Origin of the sequence: Halobaculum sp. D14 (genome assembly GCF_051195135.1) — an archaeon.
Taxonomy (GTDB): Archaea; Halobacteriota; Halobacteria; order Halobacteriales; family Haloferacaceae; genus JBNTKA01.
Genome location: NZ_JBNTKA010000001.1, coordinates 566,818 through 592,029, shown reverse-complemented (window position 1 = coordinate 592,029; position 25,212 = coordinate 566,818). Strand labels below are relative to the sequence as shown.

The window sequence follows — 25,212 nt, the reverse complement described above, 5'->3', positions numbered from 1 at the left end:
ACGCGGCGGACCGAATCGGACCGGACAGCGTCGGGCGGGCCGAACAGCGCCGAGCGGGCCGAACACGACCGGGGCGTCCCGGGAATCGGGCGACTGCGGGCGGACTGGTTCTGGGGGTGTGACGGCGGGGCGTGGGACGGCAGCACGTGACCGAATCGGCGGGATTTAAGCGCGCGTCGTCCCGGTTTACGGACGCATGAAACTCCACGAGTACCAGGCGAAGGAGATCTTCGCCGACGCCGGGATTCCGGTGCCTGACTCGCGGCTCGCGTCCACCGTCGAGGAGGTCATGGACGCGGTCGACGACATCGGCTACCCGGCGGCCATCAAGGCGCAGGTCCACGTCGGCGGGCGCGGCAAAGCCGGCGGCATCAAGATCGCGACCGACGCCGAGGAGGCGCGCGACGCCGCCGAGTCCATCCTCGGGATGGACCTGAAGGGCTACACGGTCGAAGAGGTCCTCGTCGAGGCCGGCGTCGACTTCGAGAACGAACTGTACGTCGGCATCACGATGGACCGCGGCGAGGGCGAGCCCGTCGCGATGGTGTCCACCGAGGGCGGCGTCAACATCGAGGAGGTGGCCGCGGAGACGCCCGAGGCCATCGCGCGCGAACACATCGACCCGGCGTTCGGGCTGCACCCGTACCAGGCCCGGAAGGTCGTCTACGACGCCGGGATTCCGCGCGACGTCGCCGGCGACGTCGCCGGCATCCTCACGACGCTGTACGACCTCTACGAGGCGCGCGACGCCTCCGAAATCGAGATCAACCCGGTCATGATTACGGCCGACGGCGACGTCGTCGCCGCCGACGCCGTCATGAACATCGACGAGGACGCGCTGTTCCGGCAGCCCGAACTCGCCGAGATGGAAGACGAGACCGCCGGCGACGAACTGGAGGCGAAAGCCAACGAGTACGGCTTCGACTACGTCCGGCTCTCCGGGAACGTCGGCATCATCGGGAACGGCGCCGGCCTCGTCATGACGACGCTCGACCTCGTGGACTACTACGGCGGGTCGCCCGCGAACTTCCTCGACATCGGCGGCGGCGCCAAGGCCGAGCGCGTCGCGAACGCGCTCGACATGGTGTTCTCCGACGAGAACGTCGACTCCGTCGTCTTCAACATCTTCGGCGGCATCACGCGCGGCGACGAGGTCGCGAAAGGCATCAACGAGGCCCTCGAGCGGTTCGACGAGATTCCGAAGCCGGTCGTCGTCCGCCTCGCCGGCACGAACGCCGAGGAGGGGATGGAGATCCTGAACACCGACCTGGTGCAGGTCGAAGGGACGCTGGAGGACGCCGTTCAGCGTGCGGTCGAGAACGCAGCGGAGGTGAGCCAGTCATGAGTGTATTCGTCGACGACGACACCCGCGTCGTGGTGCAGGGCATCACCGGCGGGGAAGGGAAATTCCACACCGAGCAGATGATCGAGTACGGGACCAACGTGGTCGCCGGCGCCGTCCCCGGGAAAGGCGGGCAGGAGGTCCACGGCGTCCCGGTGTACGACACGGTCCACGACGCCGCCCGCGAGGAGGACGCCGACGCGTCCGTCATCTTCGTGCCGCCGGCGTTCGCTGCCGACGCCATCTTCGAGGCGCTCGACTCGCCCGTCGACCTCGCCGTCGCCATCACGGAAGGCGTCCCGACGCAGGACATGGCGAAGGTGAAAAAGCGGCTCTCGGAGGTCGACACGCGGCTCATCGGCCCGAACTGCCCCGGCATCATCACTCCCGGCGAGGCGAAACTCGGCATCCTCCCCGGCAACATCTTCGAGTCCGGGAACGTCGGGCTCGTCTCCCGGTCGGGGACGCTGACCTACCAGGTCGTCTCGAACCTCACCGAGCGCGGCATCGGCCAGACCACCGCCATCGGCATCGGCGGCGACCCCATCATCGGGACGTCGTTCGTCGACGCCCTCGAGGCGTTCGAGGCCGACCCCGACACGGACGCGGTCGTGATGTGCGGCGAAATCGGCGGCGAGGACGAGGAGGACGCCGCCGCGTTCATCGCGGAGAACATGGACACGCCGGTCGCCGGCTTCATCGCCGGCCGCACCGCGCCGCCGGGCAAGCGGATGGGTCACGCGGGCGCCATCGTCAGCGGCTCGGGCACCGGCACCGCCGAGTCGAAGATTTCGGCGCTCAACGACGCCGGCGTCCCCGTCGGCGACACCCCGAACGAAGTCGCCGACCACATCGAAGACTTCCTGTAAGCCGGCCGCAGCGCCGCAGACACCCGGTTTCTTTTCGGACTCGCGACCCGGCAGCGCCGTCTGCGGCGTCAGCGTCGCCGCCGCGACGACGCGGAGACGACGCGACGACGGACTCGGCGTCCTCGTCGACGCGGCCTCGTCCGCGACCGTGCCGCCGCTCGCCCGGACGTGTGAGCCGTCCGTCAGTTATTCCCACCACGTATTTACCGTCGAATCCCTACGTGCGGACATCACGGTTCGTACATCCATGACGGCAACACGCGTTGGCCGCGGCGCGCCGGCCGGTGACGCCGGTGAGTGACGCCGCCCGCATCACGGTGCTGCACGTCGAAGACGACGCCGGCTTCGCCGACCTCACCGCCGAGTTCCTGCGGCGGAACATCGGCGACGTGGAGGTCGTCACCGCCGCGTCGCCGGCGGAGGGCGCCGACGTGCTCGCGGACCGAGCGGTGGACTGTCTCGTCAGCGACTACGACATGCCCGGGCGGACCGGCATCGAGTTCCTCGAATCCGTCAGGGAGACCCACCCGGACCTGCCGTTCATCCTGTTCACCGGGAAGGGAAGCGAGGAGGTCGCGAGCCGGGCGTTCTCGGCCGGTGCGACCGACTATCTGCAGAAGGAGCCCGGGACCGACCAGTACATTGTGCTGGCGAACAAGGTGACGAACTACGTCGAGAAGTACCGCACGGAGCGGCAGATGTCGCGGCGCGCGCAGGCGATGGAGACCGCGAACGATGGAATCGCGATTCTGGACGCCGACGGCCGGTACACCGAGGTGAACGAGGCGTACGCGGAGCTGTCCGGCAGGACGCCGTCGGCGATGGTCGGCGACCACTGGACCGTGACGGTTCCGGACGCGGAGGCCGAGCGGCTCCGCGCGGAGGCGTTCCCGGAGATGGAGGAGACCGGGTCGTGGACCGGCGAGGCGCTCGGGCTGCGCGCCGACGGCGACACGTACGCGAAACTGCTCTCGCTGTCGGCGCTCGAGGACGGCCACGTCTGCGTCATCCGCGACATCACGCGGCGGAAGGAGCGCGCGACGGTCATCGAGGAGCTCCACGAGACGGCGCGGTCGTTCATGGCGGCGCGGACCGCCGAGGCCGTCGCGGAACGCAGCGTCGACGCCGTCCGCGACGTCCTCGGCATGCCCATCAACGGCGTCCACCTGTACGACGAGGCCGAAGACCGGCTGCTTCCGGTGGCGTGGACCGACGAGGGCGAGGCGCTCGTCGACGAACTCCCGTCGTTCGCCCCGAACGAGGGCATCGCCGGCTCGGTGTACGAGTCCGGCGAGGAGCGGCTGCACAACGACGTGTCGTCGGACCCGGACCGGTTCAACCGGGACACAGCGGTGCGGAGCGAAATCTACCTGCCGCTCGGCGACCACGGCATCCTGCTCATCGGGTCGAGCGAGCCGAACGCCTTCGACGAGGCGGACGCGTCGCTCGCCCGGATTCTCGCCGCGCACGCGACGACCGCGCTCGACCGCATCGACCGCGAGCGCAAACTCGAACGGCAGAACGAACGGCTGGAGAAGTTCGCGTCGGTCGTCAGCCACGACCTCCGGAACCCGTTGAACGTCGCCGAGGGCCGGCTCGCGCTCGCCCGCGACGACCCCGACGGCGGCCACCTCGACGGCGTCGCCGACGCGCACGACCGAATCAGGGCGCTCATCGATGACCTGCTGTCGCTCGCACGCGCGGGCGAGCGACCGGAGGACGCCGAGGAGGTGTCGCTGGCCGCGCTCGCCCGGGACTGCTGGCAGCGCGTCGACGCGCCGGAGGCGACGCTCGTCGTCGAGACGGACCGGGTCGTCCGCGCGGACCGCAGGCGGCTCCAGCAGGTGCTGAGGAATCTGCTTCACAACAGCGTGGAGCACGGCGGCGACGCGGTGACGGTCACCGTCGGCGACCTGCCGGATGGCTTCTACGTCGCCGACGACGGCGTCGGCGTCAGCGACGCGGACCGCGACAGCGTCTTCGACACCGGTTTCTCCGGCAGCCCCGACGGCACCGGCTTCGGGCTGAGCATCGTCGAGGAGGCGGCGCGGACGAGCGGCTGGACCGTCTCGCTCGCCGACGGTGACGGCGGCGGCGCGCGGTTCGAAGTCACCGGCGTCGACCGCGCCGATTCAGTCGAACCGGCCGAGTAGCCGGGGCTCGCGACGGGCGTCGTTACTCCGCGGAACGGGGTCGGTTCCGTCGAAAGGGGGAGACGCGAGCAGGGGGGCTCGCGTCCGGTGCCGCATGTCAGAGACGTTCACGTGTGGATGACCCACCAGTGAACGGGACAGTGTACCGCGACTGTCCCCGTAAATCTATGGTCACGCTGGTGACCTGACCGGACCCGGCCCGACCGTGTCTGACCGGGTCCGCCGAGTCGGTCGCACCTCAGCGACCGTCCGGGTTGGTCCCGGTCCGCACGGGAGTCACCCCCACGCCGTATGCGGACTTTCCGCATTCGGTTCCGACGGCCTCTTTACAGCCAGACCGGTAGGGCGCGGTACACGTCGACGCGACTGCGTCGATGCACGACTACCAATGAAGGGACGCTATCTGCTCTCCGCGATGGTACTGCTCTCCGCGCTGACCGTTCTGGCCCCCGCCGCTGCGGCCGCCGACACCGCGACCGCGACGCCGGCCGCCAACGAGTCCGCGAGCATCGACTACCCCGACCAGCAGGCGACCGAGTCGGTCACCGTCGAGTCCGCGACGCTGCCCGACGGCGGCTACGTCGTCGTCTACAACGAGTCCGGGCAGCCGGTCGGCCACACCGGCTACCTCGACGCCGGCGCCCACGAGAACGTCACGGTGGAGGTGACGCCCGCGTTCTCGCGCAGCCAGATATCCGTCGCCCAGGTCCACGCCGACGACGGCGACCAGACGTACGAGCAGGCGAACGACACCGCCTACGGCACCGGCGCCGGTGCGGCGGTCGCCGACACGGCGTTCATCCGCCTGAGCGACTCCGCGCGGACGACGACCGCGGCAGCGACGACGTCCGCGGACGCGGGGACGACCGCGGCCGCGACGTCCGCCGAGACGACGTCCGCCGGCACGACGACGGCGACGACGCCCGGCTTCACCGCCGCGCTCGGCGTCGTCGCGCTCGCGGGCGCAGCGCTGCTCGCCCGCCGGTAACGGCGACGCAGCGCCCGCCGTCGACGGCGAGACACCGCCGCAGGAACCGACTGTTCTTCGCGAAGACTATGGACCGCCCGTGAGAGCGCGGGATTGAACCGGCCGCGGCCGCTACCGGACGGTATGACCACGAACGGCGACGCCGCGGCCGACGCGGAGACGGTCGGCGCGGCGGGCGACGCGGACTGGGAGGCGCAGATTCGCGCGAACCGCGACGAGAAAGACGAGTTCTTCGCGGAGCACCCGCAGTCGCCGCTGGACGCCGCCGACCGCGACGGCTTCGACGGGCTGGACTACTTCGAGCCGGCGCCGGAGTACCGCGTCGAGGCCGACGTCGCGGTCCACGACGACCCCGAGCCGCTCGAACTCACCGTCGACGACGCGCCGAACCAGCGGTTCCTCCGCGTCGCGACGTTCACGTTCGAGCTGCCGAACGCCGACGGCGAGCCGGTGGAGCAGTCGCTGTGCGCCTACCGGCAGGAGGGCGCGGACGCGCTGTTCGTCCCGTTCCGCGACAAGACCACGGGCCAGCAGACGTACGACGGCGGCCGGTACATGGACCTGCATCCGGACGGCGACCTCGGCGACGACGACCCGGTGACGGTCGACTTCAATCTGGCGTACACGCCGTTCTGCGCGTTCAACGACGCGTTCGCCTGCCCGCTGCCGCCGACGGAGAACTGGCTGGACGTCGCCGTTCCCGCCGGCGAGAAGGCACCGTAGCCCGGCGGCCGACGGCGGCGCCGAGGACGCGGTGAGGCGACACCGCCGCGGCTCGCGGCGGGCGACAGCAAGTCTCATTAGCCACGCGGACGGCACACCGGGTATGAACCGTCAGGTGCTCATCGGCGTCGCTCTGATGATCGTCGGCACGGCGCTGTTCCTCCCCAGCATCCAGCCGCTGTCCAGCCAGCTCACCGCCGTCGCGCTCGCCCCGGCAGCCATCCTGCTCACGGTCGGCACGTACCTCGTCGGCACCAGCGAAGGCGGCCGGCCGGTCTGAACGGGGCGCGTCCGGCGCGGTCGACAGTGCGGTTCGACCGCGGACCGCACCCGGAACCGCGACGGCAACCACACCGACTCAGTACCGGTCGAGCGACGCCGCGACGCCGCGGGCGAGCGCGTCCGCGTCGGTCGCGACGATCTGGTAGTCGAAGCCGAGTTCCTCCCAGTAGTCCACTTCGTCCGGCGCCGTCGCCAGCGTCCCGACCGGCACCTCGCTCTCCGCGAGCACCTGTTCGACCGCGGCGACGAACCGGTCCGACTCGTACGCGCCGAAGACGCCGAGCGACGCCGACAGGTCAGCGGGGCCGACGAACAGCGTGTCGACGCCGTCGACGCGGCTGATGGCGGCCGCGTTGTCGACGGCGCGCCCCGACTCCACCTGCAGGACGGCGGCGACGCGGTCGTTCGCGGTCGCGACGTAGTCGTCGAGGTCGCGGCCGTACGCCGACGCGCGGGTGCCGGCGACGCCGCGGCTCCCCTCGGGCGGGAAGCGCGTCATGTCGACGACCGATTCGGCCTCGGCGGCGGTGTCGACGTTCGGCACGACGATGCCGCGGGCGCCGGCGTCCAGCGCGTACTTGACGCGGACGAGGTCGTCTTCGGCGACGCGGACCAGCGGCGCGACGCCGCCGGCGGCGTCGACGGCGCGAATCATCGACTCGACGGTCTCGGTGTCTGTCGGCGCGTGCTCCGTGTCGACGACGACGAAGTCGACGCCGGTCAGCGCCACCTGTTCTGCGACCTGCGGCGACGGCACGGAGAGCCACGCGCCGGCGGGTCGGCCCTCGCGCAGCGCCGCGCGGATACCGGAGTCATCGGTCATACAGTCGGGTTCGTCGCCGGCGGCGTAAAGCGAGGGGTGACGGTCGTCCGTGCCGGAACGTCGGCGGCCGGCCGCGACGCTGGGCGGGCGGACGCGGGAAACAGGGGTACTCGCGGTGGCCGCCGAGTCGGCCGGCTACGACGCGGAGGCGTGTCTGACGAGCCCGGCGACGAACGCCGCGCCGCAGACCGCGACGACGACGACCGCGGCGGCGACGACGACCTCCGGGGAGTTGTCGATGTACGCGACGACCGCGGCCGCGGTCGAACGCAGCCACTCACGAATCGCCGGGCGGAACGGTAGGTGGAGGTACGCGAGCGCGGTGACGGCGCTCACCAGCAGATAGTCCACGACGTCCCGCTCCCGAACCCACATGCGTCTCCGTCCCGCTCGGGCGGGCAAAAGGGTTCGCTCCGGGTTCTCAGCCGCGAGAAGCAGACGTGACGGCGCAGCGAACGGATGCGGCGGCGGGACGTGGGGCGGCGGAGAGAGCGGTGGCGCGACGGAGCGGCGGCCGTTGGAGCGGTGAAGCGGCGGTCAGTTGTCGCCGCCGTCGTCGTTGCCGCTGCCGTCGCCGCTGCCGCTGCCGTCGCCGCTGCCGTCCCCGCCGTCGTCGGACTGGGCGGCATCGACGCGGTCCGCGTACGACTCCAGTTCGGCGGCGAGTTCGCGGGCCTCGTCGGCGGACAGCGTGACGCGGTCGGCGTGCGCCGGGAGCGCCTCCAGCCCGGTGTTGTCGAGTTCGAGTTCGAGCGTGACGTGGTCGGGGTTCTGCCGCGGCGCCGTGACGTTCAGGACGGCCGGCGCGGACTCCTCGAATCCGTGGCCGGTCGCCGTGCCGTCGAGCAGGTCGAACGTCGTGTAGGCGTTCACGCGGATGAGCCGGTCGGGCATACTGCCCGGTCAGTCGTCCGAGGTGATGGGCGTTCCGTCCGCCGTCGCCGGCGCCGGGCTGCTCCCCATGTCGTCGTCCTCGGCGTACGGGTACCACGTCATCTTCGTGTTGTGCATGTACGGGTCGTCGTAACTCGTCTCCTCCGGGTCGATGAACGCTTCGAGCGCCTCCTCGTCGTGCCGCTCGACGAAGTCGCGGAACGTCTCGTCGCCCTCGCGGTGCTCCGTGAACGTCTCGATGAGGTTCGCGATGGCGCCCGGCACCTCGTCGGCGGGGACGCGCTGGCCGACCCAGTCGACGAACCGCGGGTTCTCGCCGAGGCCGCCGCCGAGGCCGATGTCGAGCGCCTCGACCGGTTCGCCGTCCTTCCGGGTCTTCATGCCGCGGAGGCTGATGTCGGCGATCTGCGGCTGCGCGCAGGAGGCGGTGCAGCCGGACAGGTGGATGTGGAAGTCCTCGACGCCATCCGGGAGGTCGACGTTCTCCTTCAGCCAGCGGGCGTACCGCACCTGCCGGTTCTTTGTCTCCACGATGGACAGCGAGCAGAACTCGGTGCCGGTGCAGGCGATGGAGCCGCGCATGAACGGGTGCGGGTCCGGCGAGTAGTGCTCCAGCAGCGGCTCGTCGAGCAGCGCGTCGAGGTTCTCCTCGGGGACGTCGGTGACGATGACGTTCTGCCGCTGGGTGAGCCGGACTTCGCCGGAGCCGTACTCGTCTGCGAGTTCGGCGAGCTCGTACACGTCGTCGACGCCCATCCGGCCGACGAGGACGTTCAGGCCGACGTAGTAGTTGCCGTCGTTCTGCTCGTGGACGCCGACGTGGTCGTGGTGGCCGCCGGTGGCGCGCCCCGAGTTGTACGAGTAGCTCTCGCGGAGGTCGTCGCCGGCGGTCTCCAGTTCGAAGTCGACGAAGTCCTCCTGAAGGACGCGCCGGACCTTGTCGGCGCCCCACTCGTCGACGAGGAACTTGATGCGGGCGGAGTAGCGGTCGTCGCGGTTGCCGTGTTCGCGGAACAGCGCGGACATGCCGCCGGCGACGGCGTCGGCGTTCTCCGGCCGGACGAACACGTCGATGTCGCGGGCGAACCGCGGCTCGTTGCGGGCGAGGCCGCCGCCGACGCGGACGTTGAAACCGCGGACCTCCTCGCCGTCGATCTCCTTGGTCGCCGGCTCGAACGCGAGGTCGTTGATGTCGCCCTGGCCGCAGCCTTCGCGGCAGCCGGTGACGGCGACCTTCCACTTCCGCGGGAGGTTCGAGTGGTCGTCGTCGCCCTTGAACGTGTCGTGGAGGTCCATGGCGACCGGGAGCGCGTCGACGTGCTCGTGTTTGTCCTTGCCGGCGACGGGGCAGCCGACGATGTTCCGCCAGGAGTCACCGCAGGCCTGCTGGGTGGAGAGGCCGGCGGACTCCAGTTTGTCCCAGATCTCCGGGATGTCTTCGAGCCGAATCCAGTGGAGCTGGATGGACTGCCGGGTGGTCCAGTCGCAGTAGGCGGCGCCGAACTCGGGGTTCTCGCCGGGGCCGCGGGCGTACTCGTCTGCGACCTCCGCGACGACTTCGAGCTGGTCGGGCTTCAGCACGCCGTTCGGCGTCCCGATGCGCATCATGAAGTAGCTCTCCTGGCCGGAGCGCTGGTGGTACAGCCCCCACCACTTGAAGCGCTCGAACCAGGCGTCGTGTTCGTCCTCCGGGATGGAGTCCCAGCCCTGCTCGGCGAACTCGAGCAGGTGCTCTCGTATCTCGTTGCCGTACGTCTCCGACTTCCACCGCTCCACGTCCGTGGGCATGTTCGGTCACACGCGCCCGTCCCCGGTAAAGCACGCCTCGGCGTCAAACCTCCCCGGTACACCCCCATACAGGACAGTGTTGCCCCTTCTCAGTTGGTCGGCGGAGAACGGACGGCTCCGGCCGCGAACGGCTCGAATTCGCCGTCCACGATGCGGCCGACCGGGAGCGGACCGGTGGTGACGGCCTCGCCGCACTCGATGCACTGGCCGTACGTCTCGGCGGCGACGGTGCGGCCGTCGACGGCGACGTCGGTGAATCCCTCCACGACGAAGTCGGTGAGCTGGCAGCCGCACAGCCCGTCCACGTACCAGAGTTCGCTGACGCTGACCCGGCGGGAGTCGTCGACGGACACCCACGCACCGTCGTCGAGGACGCGAAGCGAGACAGTCATGACGCGACGGTACGCGCTCCGACCGGGTAGGGGCGTCGCCGAGCGCAACGCAGTCGTTTTCCGGTGACGCCGCCGTGCATCAAACCCCGTCGGTGTCGGGCGATTCCGGCCGTCTCGACGCGAACCAGATAGCGGCAACAGTATCCTGTACCGGGGAGCGCCGGTAGCGATTGTCCGGGTGGGCCGCCTTATGCGTGCGGGACCCGTGGACTACACTGATGACCGACGCCACCACCACGACCGACGCCGCCAGGGCGGTTCAGCAGGCGTCCGCCGACGTCGCCCCCGAACTGCTCGACAGCGACGAGGTGCGGACGGAATGAGCGCCGACGCCCCCGACGAAGACGGCGACGACGTCGACGACGCGACGGCCCACCTCGACGACGTCCCGACCGGCGCCGGCTGCACCGAAATCTGGGAGACGCTCAGCGAAGGCCGCGACGAGGACGCCGACGGCGACGACGCCGACGACTGACCGGCGACCCACCGCGGACGCGGACGGGACAGCCACGATTTTCTCGTGGCCACAGCACCAGCGCCGTGTTCGACAGCAGTAGTCGACGATACGGTTTCTTTACTCAGTGTACTAGGTGAAACAGCCGGTTAGTTCAGGTGAACGAGTTAGTAGCCTACTCTCAGATTCCAGATGAATTGAGTAAACTTCGACTGTCGAAATCGCCCGCTGCTACCAGGATTGAGCGACGATCTGGTACGTGGGAGTCCGCGATATCTTGGTTCTGGGGAGTAGCAGCGTACTGTCAGTCCGAGTCGTTGTCTGTCAATGCAACGACGGTCCCCTGTTGGCCACCGACGTAGAGCCGGTTGCCTGTTCTCATTACGTCTTGGGGTGCAATCGAGAGAGTGGAACGCCACTGGACTTGGCCCGCCGCACGCGAGAGTGCAACTACCTCGCCATGGCCTGTCCCCTGCTCAGGATTCGTTCCGTATCCGACGACGAGCGTCCCCCCGGTAACCGCAGGCTGGCAGAGCCTGAATTCATCACCAGCACCGACCGACACGTTCCGGTCCACGAGTGATTCACGGTGGAGCCACTCCAGTTTCCCCGTTGCCGCCTGCAACGCGAACACGACCAATTGCTCCTGCTGTTCGTAGCTCGCAGCAACGAACACGTGATCGCCGTCAGTCGCCAACGGTGAGTAGGCTGCCGCGCCCTCGCCCGCATACCCGGGGAACTGCCATTCAACGTCCTCGCCAGCTACACCGACGGCCAACGTCTCCTGGGGGCTCGTCGCCCACACAATATCGTGTGTGAGGACCGCTTCTCGGTCACCAGTAACCACCGGATGCGACGGGAATTCGAGCGGCAGACCCGTCCGCTCAATTTCGAGGGTCCCGTCAGACAGTCGGACCGTGAACAGCGCCTGAACGTTGCCACCGTAACTCGCCCACACCCGCCGGGGAGTCACCGCTAGGCCGTAGGGATACTCAAGGGCAGCTTCGTCAATTTGATCCCCCAGATACAACCGCCACCGTTCGCTTCCATCGCCGGGGTCGATCCCGTGCAACCCGTAACTACTCTGAATATACACGGTCTCCGGCGTCGCTACTGGAATGGGGGAAAAATCCACCGCAGAGTTAGACGGGGATAAGAACCTCTCGGGCACGGCGTCGGCGACCTGGTCGTAGAGGTTTCGTCGCCACTGAATCGTGCCGTCACTTGCATTCACGGCGATAACATCGGTGCCGCCGTCAGTCATGTAGAGCGATCCATTGACGAGGCCACCGAATCGCGGTACTCGACGCCCCGACTGATACTGGATACGGCGGTTCCATTGGCGCTTGCCATCGATGGCATCGTAGGCACGCAGGTGGAGTTCGCTGTCGAACCGACCCACAGTAATCACCTTGTCCGGGGTTGCAGCGACGAGTTCGCCAGAGATCAGGGGGGCGGCGGAGGTATCAGTAATGCGGTCCTGCCACTTGATGGTCGGTGGCGTCTGAATCTCCTGGGGGCTCCTTGCTGTGTTCTGTAAATCAGCGTACTTGAAGCGCCAGGTATCCGTTGAGGCCGACCAGGAGGTTCCTAGTGTATCTGGTGGGCGTTCGTTCGGGCCATTTCTGAGTGGTAACGAACTGCACCCAGCGACGCTCGCTACACCGGCGAGACCGATTGTTCGGAGGGCATCACGACGAGAGAGGGAGGGCATTCATAGTTGGATTCACACCAATTGGCAAAATATCTGGTGAAGGCCGTACGTATGAGTACTATCGCCAGTTAGTGCGCACACCTTCGTACCGATTTAGCCGTTTCAGGCACCTTTTGAATACAGAAGTCGCGCTAACAACTACTGATAGCCGACCGCCCCCGTCAGCGACCGCGACACGGAGGTATCCGCGACGAACAGCCACGGGCTGGTGGCGCGCGGCGGCCGCGCTGCGTCGCGGCCGGAAGCGCGAGGGGCGGCGCCGCGACCGAGCGGCAGCGAGGCCGCGGCGGCGTCGGCTGGGGAGGGCGAAGAATCGAGCACCGACCAGCCGCAATCGACAGTCGAGCGAGACGCACCGCTGCTCAGAAATCAGTCACAGACGGCGGTCTCGGCTCTCGGAGTCCAGGTGTCGACGGGAACGAAGAGTGACGGTTGCTGCTCCGAACCTGAAGGAGAGTGCCGGGGGTGGGCTCCGAACCCACGATCTCCGCATGGCCCAGGTACGAGGCTCGGCGGGCCCCGTTGGGGCGGAGGCTTCCAAGGCGTTCCGCACCGAATCTCGAAACCCTATGAGTGCGGCGCTATGTCCAGCTAAGCCACCCCGGCTCGTTCGAACGTGGCGCGGTGAGACTCTTGAAGCTTCCCATCCGGATTGGGTGCGGGAAACCGACACACGCTGTCCGGGTCGGTGCCGCGGCGCGGCAGCGAGACCGGGCGGGTCGCAGCGACGCCGCGGCGACCCGGCGGTTTTAAGCGTCGGCGACGGCGAAACGGACGCATGAGTCTGCCGGAACTGGTTCAGGGGGAGCTCGGAGACGAGCAGCCAGTCGCCAGGGTCCACCTCGGCGGCGACGACGAGCTGTTCGTCACGCCGACCCGCACCCTCATCTACCGCGCGGACGGGCTGCTGTCCGACGAGTCCGTCGAGGAGTACCCGCACGACGCCGAGCGCGTCTCGCTGTCGGAGTCCCGCCGGAAGGCGAAGCTGACGCTGGACTACGGGCTGGACGGCGAAGAGAGCTTCACGATGCCGCGGAAGAAGCTGTCGAGCGTCCTGCACCCGGTGCTCGCCGGCGTCATGTCCGCCTCGGACATCACGGACCCCGGCGAAACCGTCGAGCGCACCTTCCGGTTCTCCGAGTTGACGCTGCTCGTCACGTCGTCGCGGCTCGTCAAGCACGTCGGCGCCGCCGTCTGGGACGACGACTACGAGGAGTTCCACTTCGACGACGTCACCGACCTCACCTTCGAGGAGGGGAGCGTCGCCACCTCCATCGTCCTCACCGTGAACGGCCGGCAGGAGCGGTTCAAGGCGCCGACCGAGGACGCCCGCGCCGTCAAGGAGTCGCTGACGAACGCGCTGCTCGCCTACTACGACGTCGAGTCGCTCGACGAGCTGCGCGCGCTCGCCGCGGAGGCGGAGGGCGACGCCGAGGAGGGCGAGGCGTCCAGCAACGTCGACTTCGGCGACGGCCCGGACCCGCTGTCAGCGGAGCCGGCCGAGGTCGACGACGCCGCCAACGGCACCCGCGAAGAGCCGATGGAGGCCGCCGCGCCCGGCACGGGAACCGACAGCGGCAGCGGCGGCGCGCAGCACGAACGCGCCGCAGCGGCGGAGTCGACCGCGGACGCCGAGCCGGCGGCGCAGAATGCCGACGACGGCGCTGCGGGAGCCGCACAGGGCGGCACGAGCTTCGAGGACTCCGGGTTCGAGGCGGCGACCCCGACCGACGACGCCGCCGAGGAGATCGCGTCGCTCCGCGCCGCCGTCGAGCGGCAGGGCGAGCGGCTCGACCGGCAGAACGAACTCATCGAGCAGCTCATCGAAGAACTCCGCCGCGGCCGCTGACCCGCCGGCCGCGACCGCGACGCCGCCAGTTCCGCCGTCTCGTCCGTCTCCCCGTTCGCCCGTCCGTCCGTCGGTGTCCGCCGGCTACTCCGATTCTCTCCCGGTCACTTTCCTGACGCAGGACGAGCCGAACGGTCCGAGTTCTCCGGACTCCAGTCGGACGAAGTGACCCGTCGAAATCCCGGCGCCGCAGCGCCGACACTCGAAGTCGCCGTCGCGCTGCACCACCTGCGAGTCGAACCGGACGAAGCCGCCCGTCCGCACACGGACGGTCGCGTTTTCGCGGTCGATGACGCCGCGCCGCTCCGCCTCGTCGAGCACGGCACGGGTGACCGCGGGGCTGGTCGACACCGTCTCGATGCGGTCCATCGCGTCCGCCAGCGAGAGTTCGTCGTCGTCGAGGTGTGCGAGCAGCTCCACGCCGAGCTCGATCTTGTCCTGGCGGCTCCGGTCGTCGTCGGCCACGTCGTCGTGCGGTTCGGCGCGGCCGCGCTTAAGCGTGTTCCGCGAGCGGCGCCCGAACGCCGTCGGACGCCGCCCGAGCGCCGCGGGGCTCGCACGGGTGACCGCCGTGCTTTTGCCGGCGGCGAGGGGAACGCCGGTGTGAATCGACGGGTCGTCGCCGGCGCCGCCGCGGCGCTGCTGGTGCTGGTCGCGGCGCTCGCCGTCCCGCCGGACGTGGCGTTCGCGCGGCTCGCGTGGCTCGCCGCCGACCCGGTCCGGCTGGTCGCGGCGCTGCTCGTGCTCGCCGCCGTCCGGCCGTTTCTCGCGTGGCCGACGACGCTGCTGGCGGTGCTCGCCGGCTACGGCTTCGGACTCGCCGGCGCGCCGCTGGCGCTGGCGCTCATCACGCTGACGTCGGTGCCGACGTACCTGCTCGCGCGGCGCGGCCGGACGGACCTGAGCGCGGCGGCGACGTCCAGCCGGCTCGCCGCGGGCGCCGTCCGCGCAGTCGACGCGGGCGAGCGCGCGGTCGCGGTCGCGGGCGACACCCGCGCGGTCGCCGCGAGCAGGCTGGTCCCGGCGCCGTCGGACGTCGTCTCCGTCGGCGCCGGCCTCGCCGGCGTCCCGCTGTAGCCGTTCCTCGTCGGCACCGCGGTCGGCGAAGTGCCGTGGGCGGTCGCCGGAACGGTCGCCGGCGCGTCCGCCGGTCGGCTGGCCGCGGGCGGCGTGGCCGCGGTGTTCGACCCGCGGCTGATTCTCGCCGCCGCGGTCGCCGCCGTGCTGCTGGTCGCGGGGCCGGCGTACCGACACTACGCCTCCCGCGACGTCGACGCCGACGGCGAGGCAGCCGTCGACACCGACACGGACCTCCGCTACGACGGCCGCGACGACGAAGCGGCGTCGGAGTCTGAGTCTGAGCCGGAGTCTGAATCAGAATCAGAAGCGGAAGCGGAAGCGGAAGCAGAATCGGAAACAGAGTCGGAATCGGAGCCGTAGTCTGCGGCGTCGCGCGCCAGCAGCAGCGCGTCGGTGTCGCCGCCGTCGTAGAAGTCGGGGCGGCGCCGCCGGATTTCGAACCCGAACTCGTCGTACAGCGCGATGGCGGCGTCGTTCTCGGGGTGGACGAGCAGCGTCACGCGTCCCGCCGACGCGCGGCAGACCGCGTCCAGCAGGGCGCGTGCGCGGCCCTCGCGGCGGTGGTCGGGGTGGACGACGAGCTCCGCGAGGTGGCGGTTGCCTGGGTCGCCGGTCGCGAGGAGGTAGCCGACCGGGACGCCGCCGGCGTCCGTCACGAACACCGAACTGGTGGTGAGACCGTAGCGGAGCAGGTCGGGGCTCGGCTCCCGCAGGTGCGCCTGAAGCGCCTCCAGTGCCGCGGCGTCGCCGACGGAGCCGTATCTGACCGAGTGGCGAGCGGCAGGCGCATCGGGCGCATCGGGCGCGTCGGGCGGCGACTCCGGCGGCACCGTCACAGCGCGCCGAGCAGCGACGCGAGCAGGCCGAAGACGATGCCGGCGAGCGCGCCCGAGAGCGTCGCGGAGAAGTTCACGGCCTGGTTGCCGACGGTGTCGCCCTCGACGGTGGCGCCGAGGACGCTGTCGACGGTCATGCCGACGACGCCGGCGGCGACGACGACCGCGACGGCGCCGACGGACGCGTCGACCGGCATGAACAGGACGGCGACGACGGCGACGAGGAGCGCGCCGAGGACGCCCGCGACCTCGCCCTGCCACGTGACGGCGCCGTCGGTGCCGGGTTCGACCCGTTCGAGCGTCGTGACGAGCCGCGGCTCGTCGAACAGCCCGCCGATCTCCGACGAGAGCGTGTCGGCGAGCGCGACCGCGACGGAGCCGGCGAACGCGTACGCGAGCAGCGTCGGGACGCCGACGCCCGCGACGTCGACCGACGGCACGAACCGGACGGCTGCGGCGTACGCGACGACGGCGAACAGCGCGACCGCGGCGTTCCCGAGGACGTTCCCGGAGCCGCGCGCGCCCTCGTTCTCCTCGGCGACGCCGCGGCGCTCCTTCTGCTCGTACCGGAACTTCGTGGAGAGCGCGCCGACGCCGAAGAACGTGAGCAGCGTCGCGAACCAGCCGTAGTCGCCGAGCACGACCGTGAGGACGCACAGCAGCACGCCGGTCAGCATCCCGGGGACGGAGGCGGCGTCGAGCGCGTACGACAGCCAGCCGAGCGCGACCGCGACGGCGAGCCCGGCGGCGACGACCGACGCGGCGGCGGTCGGCGTCAGCGCCGACAGCAGCCACAGCAGGAAGCCGACGGAGACCATCACGAGCGGGTCGTCGCGGGTGAACAGCATCGACCGCAGCAGCGCCGCGGCGAGCCCGCCGACCACCGCGAGGAACGCGTACTCGGGGACGGCCGCCACCGCGAAGGCGTCGGCGACGAACGCAGTTGCGGCCTGCGCGGCGGTGCCGGCGACGAACCCGGCGGCGACGAAGCCGGCGGTCGTCGCGAACTCGTCGGCCGTGTACTGCCGGACGAACTCCCGGCCGAGGTTGCCGTACGCCAGCGTGACGACGGCGGCGGCGTACACCGTCGTCGGCAGCGGCGGCGTGTTCGGGCCGCCGATAGCGGTGAGAATCCCGAGTCCGGTCGCGGCGAGCGCGAAGCCGGCGAGCCCGTTGAGTCTGCCGTCCTCGAAGTCGCCGGGGCGGGCGAACAGCTCGAACAGCCGGCCGTCGTCGACGACGAACGCCGCGAGCACGGCGACGACGGCGAACGGGACTGCGGCCGCCGAGCCGAGCGCGGGCGCCGCCACCGCCAGCGTGGAGACGGCCGCGAACCCCCCGGCTCGCCGGAGTCGGTGTGTCACGCCGAGGGATTCCGCGGACGGTCACTTAACGGTCCCGACTGGGGTGTTCCGCGGCGAGCGGCGTGTGAGCCGGCGGACACGAACCGGGTCGGCGCCGAGAGACAGCCTTTTGAGCGACAGCGGCGCAGGTGCAGCAAACGTGGGGCTGTACGACACGTACCTCGCGGTTCGACACCGGCTGCACGAGGCGTCGCCGCCGCGGCACGTCGCGGTCGTCATCACGGAGCGCGACCTGCTGGAGCAGGGCGCCTACGAGACGCTCGAGACGTTTCTGGGCTGGGCGTTCGAGTACGGCGCCGACCGCGTCACGGTCTCCGTGTCGGTGCTCGACGAGGCGGTCGTCGACACCATCGCCCGCGAACTCGCGGAGGTCGACGCGCCGCGCCGCGTCGCGGTGCGGACGCCCGGCGACACCGAGCGCGCAGACGCCCCGATTCGGGTCAACATCGGCCTCGGCGGGAAGCGGGAGTTCGCCGCCGCGGTCCGCGACGTCGCCGAGGCGGTCGACGCCGGCGACCTCGCCCCCGAGGACGTCGACGAGACCGACATCGAACGGCGGCTCGTCTTCCCGGAGGAGCCGGACCTCGTCATCAAGACCGGCGCTGAGCGGCTCTCCGACTTCCTCATCTGGCAGTCGGTCTACTCGGAGCTGTACTTCACCGACGTGAACTGGCGCGACTTCCGCCGGCGCGACTACCTCCGCGCAGTCCTCGACTTCCAGAACAGACAGCGCCGCTTCGGCCGGTGACGCCGACGCCGGTGCCGGCCCGGTGAAGACGTCGGCCACCCGGCTCCCCGTCCGGCTTCGCTGCCGGCTTCGTCGTCGGCTTCGCTTCCCGCGTCAGTCCGCCGTCTCGGCGGTCTCCGCGGCGGCGTCGGCGTCGAGCGCCTCGTCGACGGCGTCGGCGTCGCCCGGCAGGGTTTCGCGGAGGCGGGCGGCGACGCGGCGCGTCTCCGCGACCTCGACGTCGGCGAGCGCCCGGACGAGCGCGGCGGCGCGCTCCGCGCGGCTCCGGCGCCACGACTGCTCGCGCGCCTCGTACGTCCGGATGCCGCGGAGCAGGTCGAGCTTGCTGAACTCCGGCCAGTACGGCGTGCAGAAGTAGACGGCGGCCTCGTTGCCGTTGGCGTGCCACGGCAGGAAGTTCGAGGTGCGCTCGTCGCCGCCGGTGCGGATGATGAGGTCGACGTCGCGGACCGGCCGGCGGTACAGCCGCGACTCCACCTCCGCGACGTCGACGTCGTCCGGAGAGAGGGTTCCGGCGTCGACGTCGCGGGCGACGTCGCGGACCGCGCCGAGCAGTTCGTTCCGGCCGCCGTACGCGAGCGCGACGTTCAGCGTGAACTCGTCGTAGCCGGCGGTGCGGCGTTCGGCGTAGTCGACGGCGTCGCGGACGCGCTCGGGCAGCATCGCGACGTCGCCGAGCGCGCGGACGCACACCTCCTGGTCGTGGATGCGGTCGGCGTCAGCGAACTCCCGCAGTTTCGCCTCCAGCAGGTCGAACAGCGGCTCCAGTTCGTCGTCCGGCCGGTCGAAGTTCTCGGTGGAGAAGGCGTACAGCGTCAGCTCCGCGACGCCGAGGTCGGCGCACCACTCCAGCACCTGCTCGGTGGTGTCGGCGCCGGCGCGGTGGCCGTCGGGGGCGTCGCCGCCGCGTTCGCGGGCGTACCGGCGGTTGCCGTCCTGGATGATGGCGACGTGCGCCGGCGCGCCGTCGACCTCGCGGCGGAGCACGGCCTCGTAGCCGCGGTCGACGGCGTCGCGGAGACGCGAACGGAGGCTCACTCTGCGTCCCCCTGGGGCGTCACGGAATATGTGTCTTGTGAGACCCGCGCGGCCGGCCGAGAGGGCGCGGCGCCGCTACGGCTCGTCGGCGACCTGTTCGAGCACCTCGACCTCGCCGGTGAGCTGCCGGTAGACGTACGGCATGTCGATGCCCTCCTCGTCGAACCGCTCCTTGACGGCATGGACGTACTCCGAGCGGACCCGGACGAAGTCGCCGCGGTCGGGGTCGTCGATCCAGAAGCGGCTCTGCAGGCCGACGGCGGAGTCGCCGAGTTCGGTGACGCGGACGGACGGCGCGGGGTCGTCGAGGATTTCGTCGTGCGCCTCCGCCTCCTCGACGAGGCAGTCGGTGGCGTGGTCGATGTCGTCGTCGTAGCCGATGCCGAACGTGAACTTCTGCCGGAGCGTGTCGTACGCGACCGGGTTCGTGATGGCGTTGTTCGCGAGGTCGCCGTTCGGCACCGTGATGCGTTCGTTGTCGAAGGTGCGGACGCGCGTGACGCGCAGGTCGATGTCCTCGACGCGGCCGCCGTTGCCGTCCCACTCGATCCAGTCGCCGACCTCGAACGGCTCGTCTTTGATGATGAAGACGCCGGCGACGAAGTTGCCGACGAGGTCCTGCGCGGCGAAGCCGACCGCGAGCGCGAGCGCGCCGCCGAGCGTCGCCGCGGCCGTCAGGAACCGCGGGAACCCCGCGGCCATGAACCCGATGGAGACGGCGAGGACGACGACGACCGCGGCGACGAGGCTGTCGGTGAGGCCGCGCATCGACTCGTCGAAGCCGCGGGCCGCGAGCACCCGCCGAATCAGCGGCGCCAACACGTACCGCCCCAGGAGGTACGTGAGCGCGAAGCCGACGACGAAGCCGACCGCGTTGTCGACGTACCCCTGTAGTTGCCGGCTCAGTGCAGCGACGTCGACGCCCGCCTGCAGCACAACTGGCTCCATTCGCACATCCGTACGGGAGTGTTTTTAAAGAAACTACTGGCGGCGGGCCGTCGCCCGCGACCGGACAGCCTCCGCAGCGGCCGACACGGACGAATCCGACACGGCGCTCCCGGTCACCCGACGCCGCTCCCGGTCACTCCTCGGCGACGACCGAGCCGTCGCGCGCCGCGCCGAGGTCCACCGAGAGGTCGCCCGAGAGGACGCGCTGCGGCCCCGGCATCTCGTAGCCCTCGGCGTCGAAGCGGCGCTGCACGGCGACAGCGAGGTCGGTCTTGACGCGGGCGACGTGGTCGCCGTCGGGCGTGTCGACCCAGAAGACGGCGTTGAGTTCGAGGTACGACGGCGCGAGCGACTCGACGCGGACCTCCGGGGCGGGGTCGTCGAGGATGGCGTCGACGCCGGCGGCCTCCTCGCCGATCGCCGCCATCAGCTCCGCGGGGTCGTCGTCGTAGTTCACCTGGAACAGGAACTCCTCGCGGAGCCGGCCGTACGCGACCGGGTTCGTCACCTCCTGGTTCGCGAGCCGGCTGTTCGGCACCGTGATGCGCTCGTCGTCGTACGTTCGGACGCGCGTGACGCGCAGCCCGACGTCCTCGACGCGGCCCTCGCGGCCGTCGGCCCACCGGATCCAGTCGCCGACCGCGAACGGCTCGTCTCTGATGATGAACGCGCCGGCGACGAGGTTCGACAGCAGGTCCTGCGCGGCGAAGCCGCCGGCGAGCGCCGCCGCCGAGCCGAGCGTCGTGAGCGCCGCGAGGAACGTCCCGAAGCCCGCGACCGTGAAGCCGACGACGGCGGCGGCGACGTAGCCGGCCGCGCGGCAGACGGAGACGAGCAGGCTCCCGGCGGTCTCGTCGACGCCGCGGGCCGCCGGCGTCGCGACGATGCGTCGCACCACCGGCCCGGAGAGCGCCCGAGCCGCCGCAGCGACGACGAGCGCCGCGACACCGCCGGCCGTCACGCGAACCGCGAACGCGACGGGGGACGCCGGGAGCACCTCGGGCGGAGTCATCCGTGGCTCCGGCTTCGTCGGCCGCGGAAAAGGCGGTGTGTGAACCCACGGATTCGGGGTAGCGCGGCCGGAGTCCGCAGAGAGAGCGCGGGGCGAGGCGGCGCTGTCCCGACGGCAGGCTACTCGTCAGCGGCGGCGCCGGGATCCGTCGAGAGCGGGCCGTCGCGGCGGGCCACGTCGCGGACCCGGGCGGCGTGGACGTCGTCGCCGGCGAGCGCCGCCGGGACGTCGCCGTGGAGCCACCGGTCCGCGTCCTCGCGCGTCGAATCAGCGTCCTCGCGGGGCGAGTCGGCGTCTTCGCGCGAATCGGCGGCGGGAACCGTCGCGGCGGCGACGTCGTCGCGGCGGAAGCGGTCTGGGAGGAAGCGGTCGTGGACCGGGAGGCGCTCGTACAGCGGGACGCCGCCGGCGTCGGCGACGTCGCGGAGTTCCCGAAGCGCCGGCCACGCGTAGTCGGGGTTGATGTAGTCGTCCGTCACCGGGGAGACGCCGCCGAGGTCGTCGACGCCGCAGTCCAGCAGGTCCGCGACGGGCGCGAGGTTCGGCGGGGACTGCACCGACACCGACTCCGGTAGCGCCGCGCGCGCCATCGCCGTGACGCGGCGCATCGTCTCGGTCGACGGCGCGTCGAAGTCCGAGCGGTCGTTCGGGACGACCGGCTGGACGATGACCTCCTGGACGTGGCCGTACCGCTCGTGGAGCGCCCGAATCGCGAGCAGCGACTCGGCGCGGTCGCGCCAGTCCTCGCCGATGCCGACGAGGATGCCGGTCGTGAACGGGACGCGCGCCTCGCCGGCGGCGCGAATCGTGGCCAGCCGCTGGGCGGGCGTCTTCCGCCGCGAGCCGCCGTGGGCGTCGACGTCGGCGGTCGTCTCCAGCATCACGCCCATCGAGGCGTTCACGTCGCGGAGCCGGCGGAACGCCGCCTCGTCGAGGTCGCCCGGGTTCGAGTGCGGCAACAGCCCCTCCTCCAGCGCGATTTCGCAGGCGCGGACGTGGTAGTCGAGCAGCGAGTCGAACCCCCAGTCGTCGAGCCGGTCGAAAATCTCGGTGTAGCGCTCGTCGGGCCGGTCGCCGAACGTGAACAGCGCCTCCGTACAGCCCGCGTCGGCGCCGACGCGGCACTGCTCGCGGACCGCCTCCGGCGACATGAGCGACGCCTCCCCCGGCGGGTCGTAGTAGGTGCAGTACGTGCAGGTGTACCGGCAGGCCGTCGTGAGCGGCAAGAACACGTTCCGCGCGAACGTCAGTTCCGCGGCGGCGTCGACGTCGGCCGGCGTGACGGACAGCAGGCGGTCGACGGCGTCGTCGTCGACCGCGACCGAGACGCCGCCGCCGGCGTCCGCGCTCACGGTGACCGCGTCCGCCGCGTCCGCGACGCCGTCGAGAGACACGACTGGAGGTGGCGCAGCGACCGCCAAAAACTGGTCGGTCCCGGAGACGCGGCGGCGGCGGCCGGCTCCGGTCGCCGAGCCGGCGGTTCGGCCTGCGGAAGCGTCCGGGCGCCCGGTGACACGGACGTCACCGGCTAACGGGCGGGTCAGCGAGTACTTATCCCGGGGAGCGCCGTACGTAGTATCATGACGCAACTACAGCCCATCGACGGGCTTCACCACGTCACGGTGATGTCTGGCGACCCCGAGGCGAACGTCCGGTTCTTCCGGGACGCGCTCGGGCTCCGACTCGTCAAGCGCACCGTGAACTTCGACGACGCCGGCACCTACCACCTCTACTACGGCGACGAGACCGGCCAGCCCGGCACCGCCTACACCGTCTTCCCGTTCGGCGAGGGCCGCCGCGGCCCGAGCGGCACCGGCGAGGTGTCGGCGACCGGGTTCGCCGTCCCGGCGGGCAGCATCGACTACTGGCGCGACCGCCTCGACGACGCCGACGCGTCGGTCCGCGAGCCCGAAACCCGGTTCGGGAGCCGCGTCCTCCCGTTCACCGACCCGGACGGGCAGGAGCTCGAACTGGTGGAGACGGACGCGTTCGGAAGCGTCGAGCCGTGGGACGGCTCCCCGGTTCCAGCCGAACACCAGATTCGGGGGTTCCACAGCGTCTCGCTCCGGCTCGCTGACGCCGAGCCGACCGCCGACCTGCTGGAGTTCATGGGGTTCGACCGCGTCGACGAGGCGGGCGACCGCGTCCGGTTCCGCGGCGCCGGCGACCACGCCGCCGTCGTCGACCTCGTGGAGCGGCCCGACGCGGGCCGCGCCGGCAACGGCATCGGCTCCGTCCACCACGTCGCCTTCAGCGTCCCCGACGACGAGACGCAGGCGGCGTGGCAGGCGGCGCTCCGCGACCGCGGGCTGCACGCCACCGAGGTGAAAGACCGCCAGTACTTCCGCTCCATCTACTTCCGCGAGCCCGGCGGCGTCCTCTTCGAGTTCGCCACGGACGGCCCCGGCTTCACCGCCGACGAGTCCGTCGCGGAACTCGGCTCCGCGCTCCGGCTCCCCGAGTGGCTGGAGGACGACCGCGACCGCATCGAATCCGCGCTGCCCGAACTGGACGTCTTCGAGGCGAGCGACGACGGAGACGGCGACCACGCCGGCGACGATGAGGCCGGTGACAGCGCCGGCGACGATGCCGACGCCGGCGACGAGGAGGTGCCCGCCGATGACTGAGCCGTCGCTCGACGGCGTCAGCGGCCCGCACGGCGGACAGCCCGTGACGACCGCCGGCGCCGACCTCGACGAGGCCCGCGCGGCCGTCGTGCTCGTCCACGGCCGCGGCGCGTCCCCGCACAGCGTCCTCGGGATGGCCGAGGAGTTCGGCACCGACCACGTCGCCTACCTCGCCCCGGCCGCGGCGCAGAACACGTGGTACCCGCGGTCGTTCATGGAGCCGCTGGCGGAGAACCAGCCGTGGCTCGACTCCGCGCTCGACGCCGTCGGCGCGCTCGTCGACGACGCCGCCGCGGCGGTCGGCGCCGAGCGCGTCGCGCTGCTCGGCTTCTCGCAGGGCGCCTGTCTCTCCTCGGAGTTCGTCGCGCGGAACGCCCGCCGGTACGGCGGCCTCATCGCGTTCTCCGGCGGCCTCATCGGCCCCGAGGGAACGGCGCGCGAGTACGACGGCAGCCTCGACGGCACCCCGGTGTTCCTCGGCTGCTCCGACGTCGACCCGCACATCCCGCTCGAACGGGTCCACGAGACCCGCGACGTCCTCGACGACCTCGGCGCCGACGTCGACGAACGCATCTACGAGGGCATGGGCCACACCGTCAACCGCGACGAACTCGGCGCGGCGAAAGGCGTCGTCACCAGCCTCGAATCCGAGCGCTGATTCTCAGCGGCGCGTCCGCGTCGCCGTGACGCGGCCGCCGTCGGCGTCGAGTTCGAAGCCGGCGTCCCGCAGCCAGTCGCGGGCCGCACCGTCGCCGTGCAGCAGCACCTCCGCGAGGTCCGCGCGCTCGTCGACGTCGACGGCGAGCCGCCGGGAGTCGAGTTCGCGGACGGAGGCGCCGACGCGGCGGGCGGCCCGGAGATGGTCGAGGAAGGAGGCGCCGTGGTAGTCCACGCGGAACGCCGGGTGGCGAACGGCGAGCGCGTTCGTGCCGCCGCCGCGACCCGCCGCGACGACGACGTCGCCGCCGGCGGACAGCCGGGAGACGGCGCGCGGCGTCGCGAGCGCGAGGTCCGCCATCACGACGCCGACCGGGTCGTCGGGGCCGGCGCCGTGCTCCGCGAGCGCGTCGTTGACGGCGGCGGTGAGCGGGCGCTCGTCGACGGTCTGTGTGACGTCGCGGTCAACCCGCTCGGTCGTGAGAAGCTCCGGCGAGAAGCCCGCGCCGCGGAGCGCCGCGAGCACGTCGTCGAGCATCGCGGCGGCGAACGACCGGCGCTCCGGCCGCGACAGCGCGTCGGCGAGCCGCGTCTTCGGCCGCTCGGCCGCGAACGGCACGAGGACGCGCAT

General features: G+C 71.1%; 25 protein-coding genes, 1 tRNA gene and 1 pseudogene. 12 read left to right on the top strand and 15 right to left on the bottom strand.

Features of this window, described 5'->3' with window-relative positions:
* The first annotated feature begins 196 nt into the window (after positions 1-196).
* From sucC to ACQUST_RS02940, 6 genes are all read left to right on the top strand, one after another.
* Positions 197-1,345: an ADP-forming succinate--CoA ligase subunit beta gene (gene sucC / locus ACQUST_RS02965; RefSeq protein WP_435124737.1), complete on the top strand. Its 1,149-nt coding sequence runs from the start codon at positions 197-199 to the stop codon at positions 1,343-1,345.
* A complete protein-coding gene (gene sucD, locus ACQUST_RS02960; protein WP_435124734.1) occupies positions 1,342-2,211 on the top strand; it encodes a succinate--CoA ligase subunit alpha in 870 nt (289 codons plus the stop codon). Before sucC ends, sucD begins: the two co-directional genes overlap by 4 nt.
* A gap of 293 nt (positions 2,212-2,504) precedes the next feature.
* Positions 2,505-4,364: a GAF domain-containing protein gene (locus tag ACQUST_RS02955; protein WP_435124732.1), complete on the top strand. Its 1,860-nt coding sequence runs from the start codon at positions 2,505-2,507 to the stop codon at positions 4,362-4,364.
* A 388-nt stretch (positions 4,365-4,752) separates the two neighbouring features.
* Positions 4,753-5,352, top strand: a complete 600-nt coding sequence (locus tag ACQUST_RS02950) for a DUF7282 domain-containing protein (protein ID WP_435124731.1) — start codon at positions 4,753-4,755, stop codon at positions 5,350-5,352.
* A gap of 123 nt (positions 5,353-5,475) precedes the next feature.
* Positions 5,476-6,075 (top strand): DUF1684 domain-containing protein, encoded by a 600-nt coding sequence (locus tag ACQUST_RS02945; RefSeq protein WP_435124728.1) that lies wholly within the window; start codon positions 5,476-5,478, stop codon positions 6,073-6,075.
* Positions 6,076-6,178: 103 nt separating this feature from the next.
* Positions 6,179-6,355 carry a hypothetical protein gene (locus ACQUST_RS02940; RefSeq protein WP_435124726.1) on the top strand — a complete coding sequence of 59 codons (177 nt, stop codon included), beginning with the start codon at positions 6,179-6,181 and terminating at the stop codon, positions 6,353-6,355.
* A gap of 78 nt (positions 6,356-6,433) precedes the next feature.
* On the opposite strand, the gene ACQUST_RS02935 is transcribed toward ACQUST_RS02940, so the two are convergent.
* From ACQUST_RS02935 to ACQUST_RS02915, 5 genes are all read right to left on the bottom strand, one after another.
* The gene (locus ACQUST_RS02935; protein ID WP_435124723.1) at positions 6,434-7,180 is read right to left on the bottom strand and encodes an HpcH/HpaI aldolase family protein; all 747 of its coding nucleotides are present in this window, start codon (positions 7,178-7,180) and stop codon (positions 6,434-6,436) included.
* Positions 7,181-7,315: 135 nt separating this feature from the next.
* Positions 7,316-7,555, bottom strand: a complete 240-nt coding sequence (locus tag ACQUST_RS02930) for a hypothetical protein (protein WP_435124720.1) — start codon at positions 7,553-7,555, stop codon at positions 7,316-7,318.
* 162 nt (positions 7,556-7,717) lie between these two features.
* Positions 7,718-8,074, bottom strand: a complete 357-nt coding sequence (locus ACQUST_RS02925; RefSeq protein ID WP_435124718.1) for a DUF6360 family protein — start codon at positions 8,072-8,074, stop codon at positions 7,718-7,720.
* A 9-nt stretch (positions 8,075-8,083) separates the two neighbouring features.
* Positions 8,084-9,862, bottom strand: coding sequence for a nitrite/sulfite reductase (locus tag ACQUST_RS02920; protein WP_435124715.1), 1,779 nt, complete (start codon positions 9,860-9,862; stop codon positions 8,084-8,086).
* An 89-nt stretch (positions 9,863-9,951) separates the two neighbouring features.
* Positions 9,952-10,254, bottom strand: a complete 303-nt coding sequence (locus tag ACQUST_RS02915; RefSeq protein WP_435124712.1) for a hypothetical protein — start codon at positions 10,252-10,254, stop codon at positions 9,952-9,954.
* Between the two features lie 319 nt (positions 10,255-10,573).
* Between ACQUST_RS02915 and ACQUST_RS02910 the strand changes: the two genes are divergently transcribed.
* A complete protein-coding gene (locus tag ACQUST_RS02910) occupies positions 10,574-10,729 on the top strand; it encodes a hypothetical protein (RefSeq protein ID WP_435124711.1) in 156 nt (51 codons plus the stop codon).
* Between the two features lie 283 nt (positions 10,730-11,012).
* Here the strand turns inward: ACQUST_RS02910 and ACQUST_RS02905 are convergent, their stop codons facing one another.
* Both ACQUST_RS02905 and ACQUST_RS02900 read right to left on the bottom strand, forming a co-directional pair.
* Positions 11,013-12,422, bottom strand: a complete 1,410-nt coding sequence (locus ACQUST_RS02905; RefSeq protein WP_435124708.1) for a PQQ-binding-like beta-propeller repeat protein — start codon at positions 12,420-12,422, stop codon at positions 11,013-11,015.
* 457 nt (positions 12,423-12,879) lie between these two features.
* Positions 12,880-13,028: transfer RNA gene (locus ACQUST_RS02900), tRNA-Met, on the bottom strand.
* 172 nt (positions 13,029-13,200) lie between these two features.
* Here ACQUST_RS02900 and ACQUST_RS02895 point away from each other — a divergent pair.
* Positions 13,201-14,271 carry a DUF7115 domain-containing protein gene (locus ACQUST_RS02895; RefSeq protein ID WP_435124705.1) on the top strand — a complete coding sequence of 357 codons (1,071 nt, stop codon included), beginning with the start codon at positions 13,201-13,203 and terminating at the stop codon, positions 14,269-14,271.
* A gap of 84 nt (positions 14,272-14,355) precedes the next feature.
* Here the strand turns inward: ACQUST_RS02895 and ACQUST_RS02890 are convergent, their stop codons facing one another.
* Entirely contained in the window at positions 14,356-14,736 is a 381-nt protein-coding gene (locus ACQUST_RS02890; RefSeq protein ID WP_435124702.1) for a DUF5830 family protein, read from the bottom strand.
* Between the two features lie 138 nt (positions 14,737-14,874).
* Here ACQUST_RS02890 and ACQUST_RS02885 point away from each other — a divergent pair.
* Positions 14,875-15,534, top strand: a pseudogene (locus ACQUST_RS02885) (VTT domain-containing protein); the annotation flags it as partial.
* Positions 15,535-15,587: 53 nt separating this feature from the next.
* Here the strand turns inward: ACQUST_RS02885 and ACQUST_RS02880 are convergent.
* Positions 15,588-16,187, bottom strand: a complete 600-nt coding sequence (locus ACQUST_RS02880) for a GNAT family N-acetyltransferase (RefSeq protein WP_435124701.1) — start codon at positions 16,185-16,187, stop codon at positions 15,588-15,590.
* Positions 16,184-17,551, bottom strand: coding sequence for a DUF92 domain-containing protein (locus ACQUST_RS02875; RefSeq protein ID WP_435124699.1), 1,368 nt, complete (start codon positions 17,549-17,551; stop codon positions 16,184-16,186). Before ACQUST_RS02875 ends, ACQUST_RS02880 begins: the two co-directional genes overlap by 4 nt.
* Positions 17,552-17,690: 139 nt before the next feature.
* On the opposite strand from ACQUST_RS02875, the gene ACQUST_RS02870 reads away from it, so the two are divergent.
* On the top strand, positions 17,691-18,299 hold the full coding sequence (locus ACQUST_RS02870) for an undecaprenyl diphosphate synthase family protein (RefSeq protein WP_435124697.1): 609 nt from the start codon (positions 17,691-17,693) through the stop codon (positions 18,297-18,299).
* Between the two features lie 93 nt (positions 18,300-18,392).
* Here the strand turns inward: ACQUST_RS02870 and uppS are convergent, their stop codons facing one another.
* The 4 genes from uppS to cofG form a co-directional block, all read right to left on the bottom strand.
* Positions 18,393-19,337 (bottom strand): polyprenyl diphosphate synthase, encoded by a 945-nt coding sequence (gene uppS / locus ACQUST_RS02865; protein WP_435124694.1) that lies wholly within the window; start codon positions 19,335-19,337, stop codon positions 18,393-18,395.
* Between the two features lie 75 nt (positions 19,338-19,412).
* Positions 19,413-20,285 (bottom strand): mechanosensitive ion channel family protein, encoded by an 873-nt coding sequence (locus ACQUST_RS02860; RefSeq protein ID WP_435124692.1) that lies wholly within the window; start codon positions 20,283-20,285, stop codon positions 19,413-19,415.
* 133 nt (positions 20,286-20,418) lie between these two features.
* Complete coding sequence (locus tag ACQUST_RS02855) at positions 20,419-21,297, bottom strand: mechanosensitive ion channel family protein (protein ID WP_435124689.1); 879 nt, start codon at positions 21,295-21,297, stop codon at positions 20,419-20,421.
* 119 nt (positions 21,298-21,416) lie between these two features.
* Complete coding sequence (gene cofG, locus ACQUST_RS02850; protein ID WP_435126090.1) at positions 21,417-22,649, bottom strand: 7,8-didemethyl-8-hydroxy-5-deazariboflavin synthase subunit CofG; 1,233 nt, start codon at positions 22,647-22,649, stop codon at positions 21,417-21,419.
* A 228-nt stretch (positions 22,650-22,877) separates the two neighbouring features.
* On the opposite strand from cofG, the gene ACQUST_RS02845 reads away from it, so the two are divergent.
* Both ACQUST_RS02845 and ACQUST_RS02840 read left to right on the top strand, forming a co-directional pair.
* On the top strand, positions 22,878-23,924 hold the full coding sequence (locus ACQUST_RS02845; RefSeq protein WP_435124687.1) for a ring-cleaving dioxygenase: 1,047 nt from the start codon (positions 22,878-22,880) through the stop codon (positions 23,922-23,924).
* Positions 23,917-24,582: an alpha/beta hydrolase gene (locus ACQUST_RS02840; RefSeq protein WP_435124684.1), complete on the top strand. Its 666-nt coding sequence runs from the start codon at positions 23,917-23,919 to the stop codon at positions 24,580-24,582. The genes ACQUST_RS02845 and ACQUST_RS02840 overlap by 8 nt, the downstream gene beginning before the upstream one ends.
* A gap of 3 nt (positions 24,583-24,585) precedes the next feature.
* On the opposite strand, the gene cofC is transcribed toward ACQUST_RS02840, so the two are convergent.
* Entirely contained in the window at positions 24,586-25,212 is a 627-nt protein-coding gene (cofC, locus tag ACQUST_RS02835; protein ID WP_435124681.1) for a 2-phospho-L-lactate guanylyltransferase, read from the bottom strand.

Excerpts from the sequence above, each read along its gene's own strand:
- ACQUST_RS02920 (WP_435124715.1), bottom strand. The coding sequence starts at position 9,862 with ATGCCCACGGACGTGGAGCGGTGGAAGTCGGAGACGTACGGCAACGAG.
- ACQUST_RS02940 (WP_435124726.1), top strand. The coding sequence starts at position 6,179 with ATGAACCGTCAGGTGCTCATCGGCGTCGCTCTGATGATCGTCGGCACG.
- ACQUST_RS02950 (WP_435124731.1), top strand. The coding sequence starts at position 4,753 with ATGAAGGGACGCTATCTGCTCTCCGCGATGGTACTGCTCTCCGCGCTG.
- ACQUST_RS02945 (WP_435124728.1), top strand. The coding sequence starts at position 5,476 with ATGACCACGAACGGCGACGCCGCGGCCGACGCGGAGACGGTCGGCGCG.
- ACQUST_RS02860 (WP_435124692.1), bottom strand. The coding sequence starts at position 20,285 with ATGGAGCCAGTTGTGCTGCAGGCGGGCGTCGACGTCGCTGCACTGAGC.
- ACQUST_RS02935 (WP_435124723.1), bottom strand. The coding sequence starts at position 7,180 with ATGACCGATGACTCCGGTATCCGCGCGGCGCTGCGCGAGGGCCGACCC.
- ACQUST_RS02910 (WP_435124711.1), top strand. The coding sequence starts at position 10,574 with ATGAGCGCCGACGCCCCCGACGAAGACGGCGACGACGTCGACGACGCG.
- ACQUST_RS02915 (WP_435124712.1), bottom strand. The coding sequence starts at position 10,254 with ATGACTGTCTCGCTTCGCGTCCTCGACGACGGTGCGTGGGTGTCCGTC.
- sucC (WP_435124737.1), top strand. The coding sequence starts at position 197 with ATGAAACTCCACGAGTACCAGGCGAAGGAGATCTTCGCCGACGCCGGG.
- cofC (WP_435124681.1), bottom strand. The coding sequence starts at position 25,212 with ATGCGCGTCCTCGTGCCGTTCGCGGCCGAGCGGCCGAAGACGCGGCTC.
- ACQUST_RS02855 (WP_435124689.1), bottom strand. The coding sequence starts at position 21,297 with ATGACTCCGCCCGAGGTGCTCCCGGCGTCCCCCGTCGCGTTCGCGGTT.
- ACQUST_RS02925 (WP_435124718.1), bottom strand. The coding sequence starts at position 8,074 with ATGCCCGACCGGCTCATCCGCGTGAACGCCTACACGACGTTCGACCTG.
- ACQUST_RS02845 (WP_435124687.1), top strand. The coding sequence starts at position 22,878 with ATGACGCAACTACAGCCCATCGACGGGCTTCACCACGTCACGGTGATG.
- ACQUST_RS02840 (WP_435124684.1), top strand. The coding sequence starts at position 23,917 with ATGACTGAGCCGTCGCTCGACGGCGTCAGCGGCCCGCACGGCGGACAG.
- ACQUST_RS02930 (WP_435124720.1), bottom strand. The coding sequence starts at position 7,555 with ATGTGGGTTCGGGAGCGGGACGTCGTGGACTATCTGCTGGTGAGCGCC.
- ACQUST_RS02905 (WP_435124708.1), bottom strand. The coding sequence starts at position 12,422 with ATGCCCTCCCTCTCTCGTCGTGATGCCCTCCGAACAATCGGTCTCGCC.
- sucD (WP_435124734.1), top strand. The coding sequence starts at position 1,342 with ATGAGTGTATTCGTCGACGACGACACCCGCGTCGTGGTGCAGGGCATC.
- ACQUST_RS02895 (WP_435124705.1), top strand. The coding sequence starts at position 13,201 with ATGAGTCTGCCGGAACTGGTTCAGGGGGAGCTCGGAGACGAGCAGCCA.